The 15,843-nt window shown below is 63.4% G+C and carries 15 protein-coding genes; 8 read left to right on the top strand and 7 right to left on the bottom strand.

Features of this window, described 5'->3' with window-relative positions; genetic code table 11:
* Positions 1–222: 222 nt before the first annotated feature.
* Complete coding sequence (locus tag L8H00_RS17360; RefSeq protein WP_242098560.1) at positions 223–534, top strand: hypothetical protein; 312 nt, start codon at positions 223–225, stop codon at positions 532–534.
* Positions 535–1,183: 649 nt separating this feature from the next.
* The gene (locus L8H00_RS17365) at positions 1,184–2,146 is read left to right on the top strand and encodes an ATP-grasp fold amidoligase family protein (RefSeq protein WP_242098561.1); all 963 of its coding nucleotides are present in this window, start codon (positions 1,184–1,186) and stop codon (positions 2,144–2,146) included.
* A gap of 163 nt (positions 2,147–2,309) precedes the next feature.
* Here the strand turns inward: L8H00_RS17365 and L8H00_RS17370 are convergent, their stop codons facing one another.
* Genes L8H00_RS17370 through L8H00_RS17390 form a run of 5 tightly spaced genes read right to left on the bottom strand, consistent with a single transcriptional unit; the run spans position 2,310 to position 8,552 of the window.
* A complete protein-coding gene (locus L8H00_RS17370; protein ID WP_242098562.1) occupies positions 2,310–3,200 on the bottom strand; it encodes an SMP-30/gluconolactonase/LRE family protein in 891 nt (296 codons plus the stop codon).
* Between the two features lies 1 nt (position 3,201).
* Positions 3,202–4,857 carry a GMC family oxidoreductase gene (locus L8H00_RS17375; protein ID WP_242098563.1) on the bottom strand — a complete coding sequence of 552 codons (1,656 nt, stop codon included), beginning with the start codon at positions 4,855–4,857 and terminating at the stop codon, positions 3,202–3,204.
* Positions 4,847–5,464, bottom strand: coding sequence for a gluconate 2-dehydrogenase subunit 3 family protein (locus L8H00_RS17380; protein ID WP_242098564.1), 618 nt, complete (start codon positions 5,462–5,464; stop codon positions 4,847–4,849). The genes L8H00_RS17375 and L8H00_RS17380 overlap by 11 nt, the downstream gene beginning before the upstream one ends.
* 25 nt (positions 5,465–5,489) lie before the next feature.
* Positions 5,490–6,422: a hypothetical protein gene (locus tag L8H00_RS17385; protein WP_242098565.1), complete on the bottom strand. Its 933-nt coding sequence runs from the start codon at positions 6,420–6,422 to the stop codon at positions 5,490–5,492.
* 3 nt (positions 6,423–6,425) lie between these two features.
* Entirely contained in the window at positions 6,426–8,552 is a 2,127-nt protein-coding gene (locus tag L8H00_RS17390) for a thiamine pyrophosphate-requiring protein (protein WP_242098566.1), read from the bottom strand.
* Between L8H00_RS17390 and L8H00_RS17395 the strand changes: the two genes are divergently transcribed.
* From L8H00_RS17395 to L8H00_RS17420, 6 genes are all read left to right on the top strand, one after another.
* The gene (locus tag L8H00_RS17395) at positions 8,524–9,393 is read left to right on the top strand and encodes a sugar phosphate isomerase/epimerase family protein (protein WP_242098567.1); all 870 of its coding nucleotides are present in this window, start codon (positions 8,524–8,526) and stop codon (positions 9,391–9,393) included. The genes L8H00_RS17390 and L8H00_RS17395 overlap by 29 nt on opposite strands.
* 159 nt (positions 9,394–9,552) lie before the next feature.
* A complete protein-coding gene (locus tag L8H00_RS17400) occupies positions 9,553–10,446 on the top strand; it encodes a glycosidase (protein WP_242098568.1) in 894 nt (297 codons plus the stop codon).
* A 259-nt stretch (positions 10,447–10,705) separates the two neighbouring features.
* A complete protein-coding gene (locus L8H00_RS17405; RefSeq protein WP_242098569.1) occupies positions 10,706–12,268 on the top strand; it encodes a GMC family oxidoreductase in 1,563 nt (520 codons plus the stop codon).
* Positions 12,265–12,729: a DoxX family membrane protein gene (locus L8H00_RS17410; protein ID WP_242098570.1), complete on the top strand. Its 465-nt coding sequence runs from the start codon at positions 12,265–12,267 to the stop codon at positions 12,727–12,729. Before L8H00_RS17405 ends, L8H00_RS17410 begins: the two co-directional genes overlap by 4 nt.
* Complete coding sequence (locus L8H00_RS17415; protein ID WP_242098571.1) at positions 12,726–13,172, top strand: cupin domain-containing protein; 447 nt, start codon at positions 12,726–12,728, stop codon at positions 13,170–13,172. The genes L8H00_RS17410 and L8H00_RS17415 overlap by 4 nt, the downstream gene beginning before the upstream one ends.
* A complete protein-coding gene (locus L8H00_RS17420; RefSeq protein ID WP_242098572.1) occupies positions 13,169–13,972 on the top strand; it encodes a VOC family protein in 804 nt (267 codons plus the stop codon). Before L8H00_RS17415 ends, L8H00_RS17420 begins: the two co-directional genes overlap by 4 nt.
* Here L8H00_RS17420 and L8H00_RS17425 read toward each other — a convergent pair.
* Entirely contained in the window at positions 13,962–14,858 is an 897-nt protein-coding gene (locus L8H00_RS17425; RefSeq protein WP_242098573.1) for an SMP-30/gluconolactonase/LRE family protein, read from the bottom strand. The genes L8H00_RS17420 and L8H00_RS17425 overlap by 11 nt on opposite strands.
* Positions 14,859–14,932: 74 nt before the next feature.
* On the bottom strand, positions 14,933–15,736 hold the full coding sequence (locus L8H00_RS17430; protein WP_242098574.1) for an SDR family oxidoreductase: 804 nt from the start codon (positions 15,734–15,736) through the stop codon (positions 14,933–14,935).
* Positions 15,737–15,843 lie beyond the last annotated feature (107 nt).

Here is a 15,843-nt window from a genome sequence, read left to right on the forward strand (position 1 = left end):
TGAAACCCAATAGCTTTGCAATGCATCAGCATCCCTCGTTACATGCGTTTCCTACAAACGTGTTGGACTGCCGAAGAAATCTGCGACCTCGATGTACGGTCTGACACCCAACTTTGAGACCAACGCATGACCGTCGAGCGACGGCGGACTGTGTAAAACGACAAGGCCGTCGTTCCGGAACACAATCGATCCGCTCAAGCTCTATGCTTAAGGGGAACGTCGATGCCATCACCGTTCATCGGGAAGCTGTCTTCGTACGCCCCGCTGTCGAGGGACGATGAAGCGGCAGTCCGCGAGCTGACCACGCACACCCGAAAGCATCCTCTGCGACGGGACATCCGGGTCGAAGGGTCGGTCCCAAGCTCGGTGATGGTCATCGAGTCAGGGTGGGCATGCGAAAGCGACGTGCTTCGCTGCGGTGGCCGTCAAATCCTCAACTTCCTGCTGCCTGGCGATGTCATCCATCTCAACGTCTTGACCCGCACGCCACTGGACGCGAACATCTCGGCACTTACCCTCGGCACGACGTCATAAGTCAACCCGGAGCGCTTCCTCGAACTCGTTCGTACCAGACCGAACGTCGCAAGAGCCTTACGGAGGATGGACGTTGATGAACGACGTCGGTCGAATTCGGCCCTCACGAGGATGGGACGAAGGAATGCGCTGGAGCGAACCGGGCATTTGCTCTGCGAACTCTGGACCCACCGGGAATGCTCGGGGATGGTCGTCGGCGGCAGGCTGAACCTTCCGGTGACGCAAGCGGAGATGGCGGACGCGCTTGGTCTGACCGCGGTGCATGTCAATCGCATGATACGGAGATTGAAGATGGACGGACTTATAGAAACGGCGGGCCGTTCGATCGGCATCCCTACTTTTGCCGCTGTTGCGCGCCAATCCGGTTTTATATTCATGGGACGGGCGAACGGAGGCGAATACAGCGTGGGTCTATCGACGGGTGCGAACACGGAGACGGGTCGGACAGCAGGGCGACGGAACCCGATCAATCCAACGCGTCGCGCATCTGATCAAGCCGACGACCGTTTCCATCGTTCCCGACAGGATATCCGATGCCCGCGTTGCTGCCGGCCGGGACACTGGCCCCGTCGAGCCCTACTCATCTGAGGTCCGCGGATGCCATTGAACGGTAGCCGTCCCATGCGACATTCGAGCTTTGGATACAGTCTTGCGATCAGCCGCGCCAGCGACGAACGATTTCCCACAGCGATCAACCAATGCCGTCCCGCGTCGTGCATCCCATTCGATCTCAGCCGCGCTGGCGAAGCTACGCATCGCGATCACCTACCTGTGGCGACACCACCGGTTCGTAGGATTTCGATCGCCCAAGAGATTCACTGAACTCGTCCAGCACAGGAAGCTTCTTGATCGGGACATCCGGTTGCCAATCTTGACCGACAAAATAACGGTCAAGGCTTGGGTGACGCGGAAATTGGGCGCGGACTGGGTAATCCCGACATTATGGCACGGAACGGACCTTCCGCCTGAGCCGAGTTGGGAAACGCCGTTCGTCGTGAAATCCCGGCACGGGTGCAACCAAAGCGCTTTCGTACGTTCCGGGAAGGAAGACTGGTCGTCGATACGTCGCCAGGCGCGACGTTGGACACGACGGGCCTATGTTGCAGGATGGCTCGACGAATGGGCGTACGGGGAGCTTGCCCCCGGTCTGCTCATCGAACCGTTCATCGGCACCGCAGGAAAACTTCCGATCGACTACAAGTTCTACGTATTCGGAGGAAGGGTAGCGTTCGTCCAGGTCCATCTGGACCGCGAACACGCGCACCGGTGGATATTGCTCGACCGAGATTGGAGGCGGGTTTCCTCTCCTACCAAAGACGCGGACCCTCCTCGGCCAACCTCGCTTTCCCAAATGATCAAGGGCGCGGAAACGTTGGGCGAGGGATTCAGCTTCGTCCGCGTCGATCTGTACGCCATCCTAGACAGACCCATGTTCGGCGAGATGACGTTTTACCCCGGCTCCGGCCTCGATCCATTCTCACCGGATTCGCTGGATCAGCGACTTGGTTCCTATTGGTTGAACGCTCTTCGTCCCGAAGCCGGAACAACGTTGTCCATGCTTCGCGAGTCGTCGACATGGACCAGCAAAGACGGCGCAGACCTCGAAGGCTGAGACGGCTTTTGATATTTGACGTCGCCTCACGTGCCGCATCGACGTTTCGACAGACGACCAGGCACACCCTCGTGCGGTTGAAATCCCAGTTCAACCACGTCAGCCTAAAGCATGCAACCGCCCGCACCGGCGTCGAAATCGCTTCCCCTATCGAGCAAAAATGCTACCGAACACGCAAAGGTCGCTCTATGCCCGTTTTTCCGGTTAAGAGACGGAACAGCCCCCCAGTGTAACGCTCTCGGTTCCTGTCGGCTTCACTCATCTTGTCTGACGCGGTGGTTAGGAACATGGTGCCGAGATCGGGGCCAGCAAACGCGCACATCGTCGGCTGGCTGACAGGAAGATCGATGTCCCTATCTACCGAGCCATCGGCGTTGAAGCGACGAAGCTTGCCGCCGCCGTGCAGCGCACACCAATAACCGCCGTCGACATCAATCGCAGCTCCGTCGGGAATGCCGAGTTTGTTCGGGATCGTTGCGAACACGCGCTTGTTCGAGAGCCGCCCGTCGGCGACGTCGTAGTCGAAAGCATAGATTACCCCCGTATTGCTATGCGAGAGATAGAAGACGCGGCCATCAGCACTCCACGCCATGCCGTTGTGAAGTTCGGCTGCGTCGGGTTCCGGTCGCAAGCCGCCCGCCAGCGTGAAACTATGAAGTCGGCCGGGCTGGACGGGCGGGTCACCGTCGAGGGGATCGAACATCACGCCGACCCAGAAGCGACCGTTTGCGTCGCAGGCGCCTTCGTTGAACCGGAAGAGAGCAGGGTCGAACGGCGGCGGCGCAAGAAGGGTGAGATTGCCGCTCGCCAGATCAAGTCGGTGTAGCCCAAGACGCAGCGCCACCAGGACGTTGCCATCCTCCAGCAGGGCGAACGCACCGACGTCGCTGGTCAGTTTCCATTCCTGCGTCGCGCCGGTTGCCGGTTCGTAGCGATGCAGCGCGGGCGCCTTGACGTCTATCCAGTAGAGCGCACCCTCGGCCGGCACCCAGGTCGGCGATTCCCCGATGATGGCGCGTGCATCCAGTACCAGTTCGACCTGTCCCTGCGGCACGTCACAATTCTCCCGCTGCGGCTAGTGTGTTGATCCGGTCGGCGGTGCGCACCGCGATCGTCTGGATGGTGAGAGCGGGGTTGACGCCGCCCGTCGTCGGGAACACCGACCCGTCGCAGACCCACAGGTTGCGGATGTCCCAGCTGCGACAATCGGCATCGACGACACTGTGGCGTCGATCCGATCCCATCCGCGCGGTGCCGGCAAGATGGTTGGTGTCGTCCTCCTGCCGGAACATGTCCTTCGCACCGATCGCCTCGATTGAGCGGCTCATCTGCTCGAGCGCGTGGGCGATCAGCGCCTTGTCGTTGTCGCCCCAGGAATAGGTGATCTTGGCCACCCGCAGACCGTATTGATCGAGATCGTCCGACAGCGTGACCCGGTTGGCCTCGTCGGGCAGCATCTCGCCGACCATCTTCACGCCGATCATATGATTATAGTCGAGCATCGCCGCCCGCAGCGCGTCGCCCCAAAGGCCCTTCGAACCCGTCTGGATCGCGGCCCACTCGTTCGGCAGCGGCCCTTGGCCCAGCCAGATGTAGCCGCCGTGGAAGTCCTTGTCGTCGCAGTAATTCCAATGCTCGGTGATCGCCAGGCTGGGCGGACCCTTGTACCAGCGGACGGGCTCGTCCATCCGGCCCCACACCGCCTGGTTGGATTGGGTCATCAGGTTCTTGCCGACCAGCCCGGAGCTGTTGGCCAGCCCGTCGGGGTAGCGCTGGCTGGCCGAGTTCAGGAGAAGCCGCGGCGTCTCGATCGCGTAACCGGCGACGACGACGTTTTTGGCGCGCTGGAAATGCCATTGGCCTTCGCGGTGGTAGTGAACGCCCGTCGCAAGACCATTAGGTCCGGTTTCAATCCGTCCTACCATTGCCAGGTCGCGCACCTCGGCACCCGCCGCAAGCGCGCGCGGAATCCACACGGTGAGGGCCGAGCGCTTGGCATTGGTGGTACAGCCGAAGCGGCAGAAGCCGCGATAGGCGCAAGGCGGACTCTTACCCTCCGGGCCCGCGTGGGGTGCGGAGAGCGTCGCCAGCGGCGTTTCGGTCCAGTCGATCCCGATCGCCTCACAGCCCTTGGCGAGCAGCTTGCCGGCTCCATTCAGTTCGTGCGCACGATAAGGATAGCGCGGGCGCGGCGGGCCCCACGGATAGGTCAGCGGTCCCGAAATATTGATCTGCCGCTCGGCCTGATCGTAGTAATGCCACATCTCCTGCCAGGAAATCGGCCAGTCTGCGCCATAGCCGAGCGAGGTCCGGGCGCTGAAATGCTCGGGGCGGAAGCGTAGCGACACCATCGCGTAATGGACGGTCGAACCACCCACCGCCTTGCCCGAATTCTTGCCGCCCATCTGGATCGGGTTGGCGCCGGCGACGACGCGCTTATCGGTCCAGTAGAGCTTGTTCTGCTCAGATTCGTCTGACGCAAAATCTTCTAGCGGCCGAAAGTAAGGCCCTGCGTCGAGGGCGACTACAGAGAAGCCTTGTTCCGCTAATAATGCGGCGAGCGTGCCGCCGCCAGCGCCCGTACCAACAATGGCGAAGTCTACCTCGTCGCTCTGGCGGTACTCGCGCATCGGAACCCAGGCGCCGGGCCGGAAAACGTCGGGCGCTCGCCCGCCGCGCGCACGGGGAACGAAACGGGGATCAGACGACATGTCGGTTCTCGCGCTCGGCCTTCTTCTCGGATCCTGCCGATGCTTCGGCCGCTTCCCACGGGTCGCGGCGGTCGCCGTCCAACCGAACATAACCGCGCGGGCTTGCCGGACCGCCAAAGCCCAGCTCGTTCCACGCCTTAGGAAGCGAGTAGTAGAGCGGCGGCACGTCGACCAGAACACGTCGCTTAAAGAACATCTGCGCGGAGAACCCCACCCAATGCTCGCCGCTCACCTCGCCGGCCTGCATCGCCGTCAGCAGCCGGTCCTGATCCTGATTGGACAGCTGCGCGAAGCCTCGACCGTCGTGGCGCGCCTTCGCCTCGGCGTCGATGGCGGCGAGGCCACGCCGCCACGCCTCGCGCATATAGGGCAGGTCGGCGTCGCGGAATCCGGCCCCATGATCGGCCAGCAGCTTTGCGTCGAGCAGAGCAACGAGCGACACCGCCTCGGTCTCGCCGGACTGGGGGAGGATGCGGCGGCACAGCGCGTCCGCCGTCACCCATTCCGCGGCGGTCAGAAAGCGCGGGACGTGCGGGGTAGCTAGGCGCTTGTCGATGACCTCACGCGTATTCGCATCCCAGGAAGGCGTATCGCGCTTAGCCAGCACGTCATAGCCTGGATAGCGGGACTTCTCAGTCACGCGATCGCTCCTTGAGCAGGGCCAGTGCCGCGATCCCGGCGAGCGATAGCCCAGTGAAGGAGGGCGGCGCCGGCAACGGCGGTCCGGCGAACAGGTTCTGCCGCCAGTTGCGCCAGCCGCCCATGCCGCGCGAGACGCCATAGGCGTGCAATGCAACCCCGGCGACGCCCATCGCCGCGGTCGCCGCCAACCAGCCGCGAGTTCCCCGGCGATCAATGGCCGCCGCGCCGAACGTCGCGGTGGCGAGCAGGCCGGCGGCGACCGGCGGCATGGTGACAGGAAGTAGCATCGCCGGATTGTGAAAGGCACCGCGGAAGTGCAGCAGGCCCGCCTCGGCGGTGGTGCCCAGCAGCGAAAGAGCGGTTGCGGCGGCCACGACCCGGCCCGCCGGCAGACCGAACACGCTCGGCTCTCCCGCCGGGCTGTTGTCGCGGACACGTTCGGCTAAAAAGCCCATCAGCCCTGCCAGCGACATCGCCGCGGGCGCTCCCAACGGAGCGGAATAGAAAACGTTCTGCCAAGTAAATCCACCAGGTTTCTTGATAACGTTGTAGATGTGAAAGCCAGTCCCTATCGCGCCGACTAGCCCAGCGCCGATATAAACAAGATCGCGCAACGGTTGCGCACCGTGCTTTGCGTCCGAAAGGCCGTGCACGCTCACCGCGATCGACAGCGATGAAGTAACCAACGGCGTCCACATCGCGGTATTGTGGAAGTTGCCACGATAATGCTCCATCGCGCTGTCGATCAGCACCGAGGTCGCGATGATGCCGGCGGCGCGGTTCAGCCTGCGCGATGCCGCCACGACTGGTGTCGGCGAGTCCGCCACCATCGACACGGCCGATACGAGCCGCTCGACCAACGGCGCTTCCGTCCTGACTTCCGGCAGGACTGTAATCGTTGGGTGCGTCAGCACATCGGTCACGCGTCAATCCCTGCCCGGCAGGATGCCTGCCAGCATCTGTTTGGCGCTGTTCTTGATGACGCTGGCGAGTTCGGGTTCGTCGCGCATCATCGTCATGAAGTTCTTGGCGTCCTTGAGCGTGATGTGCGGCGGCAGCGGCGGCACGTTGGGATCAGCTTTCATGTTCATGATCACCGGCCGGTCGCTCACCAGCGCTTCGTCCCAAGCGGCGCCGATCTTGTCGGGATCATCGCAGTAAATTCCCTTGAGCCCCAGCAGCTCGGCGTATTTGTGGTAGGGGAAGTCAGGAATCGACTGGGTCAGCGGTGTCTTCCCCTCGCCAAGTTGGACGCGTTCTTCCCATGTTACCTGGTTGAGGTCCTTGTTGTTGAGCACCATCAGGATGAAGCGCGGATCGGTCCAGTCGCGCCAGTATTTGCTCACCGTAATCATCACGTTGAGGCCGTTCATCTGCATCGCTCCATCGCCGATAAAGCCGATGACCGGTCGATCGGGATAGGCCATCTTGGCGGCGACGGCATAGGGCGTCGCCGCGCCGAGCGAGGCGAGGCCGCCCGACAGCGAACCCATCATGCCGCGCCGTATCTTGATGTCGCGCGCGTACCAGTTGGCGACCGATCCGCTGTCGCCGGTCATGATGACGCGATCGGGCAGGCGCGGTGACAGCTCGTGGAAGATGCGCTGCGGATTGACCGGGTTGGCGGGCTCCATCGCCCGGTCCTTCAGCGTCTCCCACCAGGCGGCGACGTTCTTCTCGATTTTCTCGCGCCAGACGGTGTTGTCGTTCTGCTCGAGCAGCGGTAGCAGCGCGGCCAATATCTGGGCGCTGTCGCCGATCAGGCTGTATTCCATCGGATAGCGCAGCGACACGTTGGCACCGTCGATGTCGATCTGCACCCCGCGCGCGTCGCCCGGCTTGGGTAGGAACTCACTGTAGGGGAAGGCAGACCCGATCATCAGGAAAGTGTCGCACTCCTTCATCAGGTCCCAGCTCGGCTTGGTACCGAGGAGCCCCAGCGAGCCGGTCACGAACGGCAGGTCGTCGGGGAGCGCCGCCTTGCCGAGCAGTGCCTTCGCCACCCCGGCATTGAGGCGATTGGCGACCGCGATGACCTCGTCGGTCGCGTGCAGCGCCCCGGCACCCACCAGGATGGCGACCTTCTTGCCCGCATTGAGGATGTCCGCAGCCTTGCGAATGTCCTCGATGCCCGGCAGCGTCGACGCACCGGGATAGCCGACGCCGGTATGTGTCGCGCCGTGCACCATCGGCGCGTCCTCATAGGCGAGTTCCTGAAGGTCGTTCGGAATGATGACGGTGCAAACCGCACGCTTGGCCTGCGCAATCCGCACCGCACGGTCGATACAGGTACGCACCTGCTCGGGCACGACCGCGGTGATGACATACTCGCTGACGTCGCCGAACAGCGTCTGGAGGTCGACCTCCTGTTGATAGCTCGCGCCGAGCGCGCTCCGCGCTTGCTGGCCGACCACTGCCACGACGGGCATATGGTCCGCCTTGGCATCGTACAGCCCGGTCAGCAGATGGATCGCGCCCGGACCTGACGTCGCGTAGCACAGCCCGACTTGGCCGGTGAACTTCGCATGCGCCGAGGCCATGAACGCGGCCATCTCCTCGTGGCGGACCTGGACATAGTCCATGAAGTTCTTCGCCTGCTCCAGCGCTACGTCGAGACCACCGACGCCGTCGCCGGGATAGCCGTAGACCCGCGACAGCCCCCATTCGTGTAGGCGGCTCCAGACGAACTCAGCGACATTTTGTGACATGCTATTCTCCGAGCGACACGGACATAATGGCGAGGCCGGCTTGGTCTGAGAAGTCGACACGCCCGCAACGATGACGCTGCCGTCTCCGTTCGGGTGTCCGGGCGATACTTCATTGGTTGTAACGATTACAGTGACCAGAACGATCAGATCCGTTCGACTTTTTTTGAGGAGCATGGAGGGCGCTGCTGCTGTTCGGAATGTGCTGCGAAGGCCGTTCCAGCTTCGGCTACCCCCGGTTTGGTGAGACTGATGAACACAGGTATACCACGGTTTGCGGGCTGCATGAGCCTGTGCACTAACGGCTCGGAGACATGCGTTGGCCAGCTTGCCTTTCACCTTCGGCATCAGCGAGTTCACGACGATGCCATGGACGTTTGACCAGGACGTCGAACGATATGCCCGTCTTGGAGTTGACACGATCGAGGTCGTTGAGGCGAAACTCGATGGTGAGCGCTTCGCCGAGCAGATGCAGTCGATTTCGGCCGCAGGACTCGGAATTAGCGGGGTGCAACCGCAAGTGCGCACCTTTTTCAGTAGCAAGATGATGCCCGACCCGAAACCACTCGAAGAGCGGGTCGCTTGCATGCGTAAAACCATCGAGCGCCTGGGCAGATTTGCCCCGGGCGTTCCGTTCATCACCAACACCGGAGCGCATCCGAAGGGCGACATGGCTGAGGCGATGACGATCGTAAGCAGGGAACTCAGGGAGCTGGCGAAGATTGCGGTCGATCACGGCGTCACGCTGGCACTCGAGCCACTCAACCCTACGTCGGTCAACGTCGAGAGCGCGATCTGGACGGTCGACCAAGCGCTGGATGTGATCGAGGCGACGGGCAGCGACGCGGTCGGCCTTTGTCTCGACTACTGGAATATCTGGCAGAACGAGGGTTTGGACGCGGCGATGTCTCGCGCCGGCGACCGAATCTTTACGGTTCAGGCAAGCGATTGGCGCACGCCGCGGTCGTTCGCCGACCGGATCGTGCCGGGCGACGGTGCGATCCCGCTTTCGGGCTTGATCGCAATGACGCGGGCGACCGGTTACGCCAAACCGTGGGTCGTCGAAATCTTCTCGAACGATGTCGCTGATTCACTCTACCAGGACGATCTGGAAGCGGTCGTCATGCGTTGTCGTGACGGAATGGCAGCAGCCTGGGCAGGGTCGGGACCACTTGCGGCAGCCGAGTGACTTGGCGCTTCAAAGCTCGGGTGCTCTTTCAGTCGGTCATGCGGTTTGAAGGAGAGGCGGTATGATCGGAGCGAAACCTCAGCGGAGCATCTCCGACAGGGCTAGTAGAGCTAAAAGGGTAGTTGGCGGAAGCTCTTCACTTGAACGGGGTAACAGCGCATGACGCTTGGATTTGAGGTCGAGCGGATCGACGATGTTGCACTCGACGGCCCGGATGAGCTGCTCGCAAAGAACCTGATGAGTCCATTCGCCTGGCGCGTTCAGGGCGACGCGGGGCTGATGGTGCTGGTCCGCGCCGTCCCGCCGGACAAGGGCGACGACGAGGAGAGCGGGCGCATCTGGTATGGCCGCAGCGGCAGCGACGGCCTCACCTTCCGCATGGACGAGACACCGCTGCTAGCGCCCGGCAAACACGGCCATGACGCGATGGGCTGCGAGGACCCAACCGTCGTCCAGACCGACGAGGGTTATGCCGTTTTCTATACCGGCGTCGATGCGGACAAAAAAGGACATCTCCTATACGCCACCGGCCATGACATGCGTTCGCTGGAGAAGCGAGGCATCAGCTTGCCGAACAGTAAAAGCGAACATAACAGCAAGGAAGCGACGCTGCTTCGACGCGGCAAGATTTGGCATCTGTTATACGAATATTCGCACGCCGGGCATTCGCTGATCAGCCTGACCGAGGGTGAGGGACCCGCCGGTCCCTGGCAAGAGAAGCCCGATCCGTTCGGACCGCGCAAGGGCAAATGGGACTGCTGGCATCTCTCGACAGGTCCGTTGCTGCGCAGCGATCCCGAGCGGCCGGTGATGTTTTACAACGGCGCGACCAAGGACGCTGACTGGGGGATTGGCTGGGTTGCCTTGTCGCCCGACCTGCGGACCGTCGTTGCGCGCGGTGATGCCCCACTAATCGCGCCGCCTGCGGACCCCTCCGGTCCTCGCGACATCTCATTCGCCGCATCAGTCGTCGATACCGAAGGGACGATTTGGCTCTATTACTCGCGCAACGATCGCGAACTGAAGCGCGCGACAATTCGACAGACCTCTTGACCGCCCGAGATCCACTTTTTCTGAGCATGCCGTGCCGGCGAGCGGTGGCAGCGTTGCCGCTCACCATGGATTTGTGCGGCGCTCAAAGGCGGCGAGGTCGAACCCGCTGGTCCGATCGCCGGGAGCCAAGGGTATGTCGCGCCCGGCCTGCAGCATGCTCGTCGTCGCGCTCAACCATCGCAGATGACGTAACGGCCATGGGCACGCGGATACATCGGGCCGGCGCACCGTTCGATGACATGAAAGGGATTGGGCGTCGATGACCGACCATTATGACCTGATCGTCATCGGCAGCGGCCCCGGCGGTGCCAGCCTCGCGCATCGTCTCGCGCCGACCGGCAAGCGCATCCTCATCCTGGAGCGCGGCGACTATCTGCCGCGCGAGGAGGCGAACTGGAGCCCCGAGGCGGTGTTCGTCGACGGGCGCTACCAGGCCGACGAAACATGGAAGAGCGCCGATGGGGGTACGTTCAAGCCGCAGCTACATTACTATGTCGGCGGCAACTCCAAGGTCTATGGTGCCGCGCTGTTCCGTCTGCGCGAGCGCGACTTCGGCGAGGTCATTCACGCCGGCGGCGTCTCGCCGGCTTGGCCGCTCGGTTATGATGCGTTTGCGCCCTATTACGACGAGGCTGAGGCGCTGTTCCACGTTCACGGTGTTCGCGGCGAAGACCCGACCGAGCCACCGTCGATCACGCCGTATCCCTATGTCGCAGTTAAGCACGAGCCTAAGATTGCTGAGCTCTCGGACAAGCTGACCAGCATCGGGCTAAAGCCGTTCCACCTGCCGCTGGGCATCCGGCTTGACCAAAAGGCGGACGGGTTCGCGACGCCCACCAGCACCTGCATGCGCTGTTCGTTCTTCGATGGCTTCCCCTGCCTACTGAACGGCAAGGCCGACGCGCAGGTTATGTGCGTCGATCCCATGCTGGCCGCACACGACAACGTTACGCTGCTGACCGGCGCCTATGTATCGAAGCTCGGCACGGATGCGAGCGGGCGGCGGGTGGATGCGGTGTATGTCACCCGCAAGGGGGTGGAGGAGATCTATACGGCCGGCACCGTGGTCGTCGCGTGCGGCTCGCTGTCGTCGGCGCTGCTCCTGCTCCGTTCGGGCAACCCCCAGCATCCAAACGGCCTCGCCAATGGCTCCGACCAGGTTGGACGCAATTACATGCGCCACGAAATGTCTATTTTGATGGCGGTGATGAGGGAGGTGAACGAGACCGTCTTCCAGAAGACGCTGGCGCTGAGCGACTTCTACTTCGGCGCGGATGACTGGGACTATCCGCTCGGCCTGATCCAGATGTGCGCCACCAGCCACGCCGATCAGGTCAAAGGCGAGGCGCTGCCCGGCTGGCTGGAGTGGCTTCCTGACCTGCCATTCGCCGAGATTTCGCGTCACTCGATGGACTTCTGGTTGCAGGCGGAGGATCTGCCACACCCCGACAACCGGGTTTATTACGAGGAAGGTGAGGTCCATCTCGACCTGAAGAAAACCAACCCGCAGTCGCTGGACCATCTCAAGCGCAAGCTTAAGCAGGTCCTGGCCGATATCGGGTGGCCGGCAGTGCTGCTCGAGCGATCGCTGTATCTGGGCAAGAATATCGCGCTGTCGGGCACCGCGCATCAGGCGGGTACGTGCAGGTTCGGAACAGACCCAGCAAGCTCGGTGCTTGACCTCGACTGCCGCGCGCATGAGGTCGACAATCTCTACGTGACTGACGCAAGCTTCTTCCCGTCGATCGGCGCAGTGAACCCGACCCTGACGATCATCGCGAACGCGCTGCGCGTCGCCGACATCATCAAGGAGCGGCTGTGAACGCCGCGACGATCGTCGCACTGGTGGTTCGCTACGGGCTGGTGATGCTGTTCCTGCCGTTCAGCGCGCTCGATAAGGTTCTGGGCTTCGGCCACGGCGTGCGCCAAGCGCAGCAGGTGTTCAGCCCGCGACCGCTGGCCGCCGCGGTGCTACTGGTCGGGCTCGCGATCGAGGTGGTCTGCACGCTGGGCGTCGTCACCGGCATCGCCGACCGCGCTTCTGCACTCGTGATCGCTGGCTACTGCGCGGCGACGGCTCTCCTCTACAAGCGGTTTTGGGCGCAGGGCGACTTTTGGTCCAATCCGGACGGCAAGGGCCGCACGCTGTTCTGGGATTTCCTCAAGAACCTGTCGCTCGGCGCGGGCTTCCTGCTGATCGTCGTCGGCACCGACGGACGCGGGCTCGCGCCTTTCCTCGATGCGCCCTTCGCCTCCAGCTACCCCTACAGGAGCACCCCATGAGCAATCTCGGCTCCAAGCCCCACGTGCCCTACACGCACCTCTATGTAGACGCAGACGGCGTCAGCCGGCAGCAACATTGCCACCTGACCGACTATGAAGAAAAGGCTGTCGGTCCAGCGGATCCGCAGTGGAACCTGAAAATGGAGCGCGGCGAGGCGACGGCGGTGTTCACCGTTCAGCCTGTCGGCTGGGTTGGCGATTGGCACGAGAACCCGGCACCGCAATGGATCATCGTGTTGTCGGGCCGCTGGTGGATCGAGAGCATGGATGGCACCCGCATCGAACAGGGTCCGGGCGAGTTCTCGTTCGGCGAGGATCAGGGCTGCACGGAAGCGGACGGAAAGAAGGGGCACAAGTCTGGCACGATCGGCGACGAGCCCTGCTGTCTGATGACGGTGCAACTCCACCGCGATCCGCAACGCGAGCCCTGTGGGGTCAAGTGACGCTTTCGCGGATCACCGGCTTCCGGCTCGTCACCGCCGACCTCGACCGGCTAGCGCGCTTCTACGAGAGGCTGGGCTTCACGATCGGCGAGCGCCGGCCGATCGCCGCGGACGAGCTGCGCCTGCTCGGGCTCGCCGGCACGGGCGAGCGGCTGACGATGCGGCTCGGTCCGTCCCTCATCGACCTCGACCGCTTCGACCCGCCCGGCCGCGCTTACCCCGCCGAGGCGAACGCGGCGGACCTCGTGTTCCAGCACCTCGCGCTTGTCACCGACGATGCCGCCGCGGCCTGGGCGCGGGCGAAGGCGGCTGGGGCGACCCCGATCAGCCGCGAATGCCCCGTCACGCTGCCGGCCTCATCGGGGGGTGTTACGGCGGTTAAGTTCCGCGACCCCGACGGCCACCCGTGCGAGTTTCTCCAGTTCCAGCCGGGCAAGAACGCTGACTGGACGGGCAGCGGCATTCTCGGCGTCGATCACAGCGCAATCTCGGTCGCCGATCTCACCACGAGCCGCCGCTTCTACGCCGACCAAGGTCTCACCGAAGGCAAGGCAACGCTCAACGAGGGTCCGACGCAGGTCGCGCTCGATGCCCTTGATGACGTGGTGGCGGATGTCGTGCCAATGCGGCCGGAGAGCACACCGCCGCACATCGAGCTGCTCGCCTACCGCACCCCGCGTGGTCGCCCGCACCCGCTGCTCGCCGCCTGCGACGTGGCGGCCACGCGCATCGTGTGGAAGGCGGGGAAGCACGCACTGCTACGCGACCCCGACGGCCACCTTCATCAGCTCACACGCTGAGGTCGATCGCGAACAGATACTTCGTTGCGGTGATGAACAGCCGCTGTCCGTCCGCGCCGCCGAACGTCAGATTGGAAGCGACCATCGGCGTCGGAATGAACCCCAGCTTGCGGCGGTCTGGCGACCAAATGTGGACCCCGTCCGCCGCGCTCGTCCAGACCCAGCCGCGCTTGTCGACGGCGAGGCCGTCCGGATAACCATGGTCGGTGTGGCAGAAGAAGCGCCGATTCGAGAGATTGCCGTTCTCACCGACGTCAAAGGCGATGATCTCGTGCTTCGTGCCCGCTTCAAGCCCCGGAACTTCGCCCAGCGACAGCGACGTGTCCGAGACGTAGAGTATGCTGCCGTCATCGGTAAAGCCGAGGCCGTTGGGCTGCTCGAAATCTGCCATCCGCGCGAGCGCGCCAATCGCCGGATCGAAGCGGTAGACGCTGCGATGGTCGAGCTCGGGCTCGGCCAACGCCCCCTGGTTAGGCATGACGATGCCGAAGATCGGATCGGTGAACCAGATGCTGCCGTCTGGCGCCACCGCCACGTCATTGGGCGAGTTGATCCGCTTGCCTTCGTAATGCGTGACGATCGGCTCGGGCTGCCTTGTGTCGCCGCCCCCGTGGCTGATGCAGCGCCGGCCATGCTCGGCGTGAACCAGTGTGCCGTCCGCCTCGACGGCGTTGCCGTTCATGAACCAGGTGCCCTCAATCAGCACCTCGACATGGCCATCGGCGTGCCAGCCGAGCAGGCGGCGGTTGGGCACGTCCGACCAGACCAGCCGGTCGCGAGAGCCCTGCCAGGCCGGTCCCTCGCCGTGCACCGTACCCTCGTGCAGCACCAGGAGCGACGCGTCGGGCGCCAGCACCCCCGCCAGCCGCTTGTCGTCGATCTGCACCCCGCGCCAGCCTGCAATCGGCTTGGGCGGACCAGCCCGCCGAAGGAGGCGGGTCGGCAGCAGAAACTCTTCATTCACGCCCCCAGGGCCACCATCTTTGAAAGGCCGCCGTCGATGGTGAGCGTCGAAGCGGTGAAGTAGTCACCCGCCGGCGAGGCAAGGAACACGGCGACGCTGGCGACCTCCTCGGGGTGCCCAGGCCGCCCGAGCGGGATGAACTCGCTCTTCACTTTGCGCACAACCCACCAGTCCTCCGCGGTCTGGTTCATCGGCGTCAGGATCATGCCCGGGGCGATCGCGTTGACGGTGATGCCATCGCCCGCCACCTCGATCGCGAGCGTCTCGATGAAGTGCTTCACTCCAGCCTTGGCGGCCGCGTACACCGAGCTGCCCGAGCGCACGATCTCTGCATGGATCGAGCTGATGGCAATCACCGTGCCCTTCTTCTTTTGTTCCTGCATCCTGCGGGTGCAGCTGCGCGTGGCGAGGAACGTGCCGGTCAGGTCTGTACGCAGCATGTCCTCCCACTTCTCCAGCGTCAGCTTGGCTACCTCGATCCCATAGGTGTTGATCCCGGCCGAGGTGACGAGGATGTCGACAACGCCGAGTTCGCGCTCGATTTCATCGAAGCATGCCTCGACCGCGAGTTCGTCGCGAGCGTCGCTCCGCATCGCCAGAGCGCGCCGGCCGTGCGAACGCACCGCATCGGCGGTCTCGGTCGCGCCCTGCTCGTCATGGAGGTAGGTGACCGCGACGTCAGCGCCGGCCGCCGCAAGCGCTTTGGCGCAGGCCGCACCGATGCCCGAGTCGCCACCGGTCACCAGCGCGATGCGCCCGATCAGTACGTTAGAAAACATCGACGCAGCTTCGTTTGCCATTATTGCTCCTTTGCGGCGACCTCGTCAGACGGACGTTTGCGCTATCGCAATGTGTCAACGCATCTCCTCATCGTATGGTCCAACCCGAAGACAAGGATTAGCGGGAA

It is taken from the genome of Sphingomonas sp. CROZ-RG-20F-R02-07, assembly GCF_022662335.1.
Taxonomy (GTDB): Bacteria; Pseudomonadota; Alphaproteobacteria; order Sphingomonadales; family Sphingomonadaceae; genus Sphingomonas.

Bases quoted from the DNA above. Each gene is read 5' to 3' on its own strand.
- L8H00_RS17400 (WP_242098568.1), top strand. From the start codon at position 9,553: ATGACGCTTGGATTTGAGGTCGAGCGGATCGACGATGTTGCACTCGAC.
- L8H00_RS17430 (WP_242098574.1), bottom strand. From the start codon at position 15,736: ATGGCAAACGAAGCTGCGTCGATGTTTTCTAACGTACTGATCGGGCGC.
- L8H00_RS17415 (WP_242098571.1), top strand. From the start codon at position 12,726: ATGAGCAATCTCGGCTCCAAGCCCCACGTGCCCTACACGCACCTCTAT.
- L8H00_RS17390 (WP_242098566.1), bottom strand. From the start codon at position 8,552: ATGCCGAAGGTGAAAGGCAAGCTGGCCAACGCATGTCTCCGAGCCGTT.
- L8H00_RS17360 (WP_242098560.1), top strand. From the start codon at position 223: ATGCCATCACCGTTCATCGGGAAGCTGTCTTCGTACGCCCCGCTGTCG.
- L8H00_RS17405 (WP_242098569.1), top strand. From the start codon at position 10,706: ATGACCGACCATTATGACCTGATCGTCATCGGCAGCGGCCCCGGCGGT.
- L8H00_RS17375 (WP_242098563.1), bottom strand. From the start codon at position 4,857: ATGTCGTCTGATCCCCGTTTCGTTCCCCGTGCGCGCGGCGGGCGAGCG.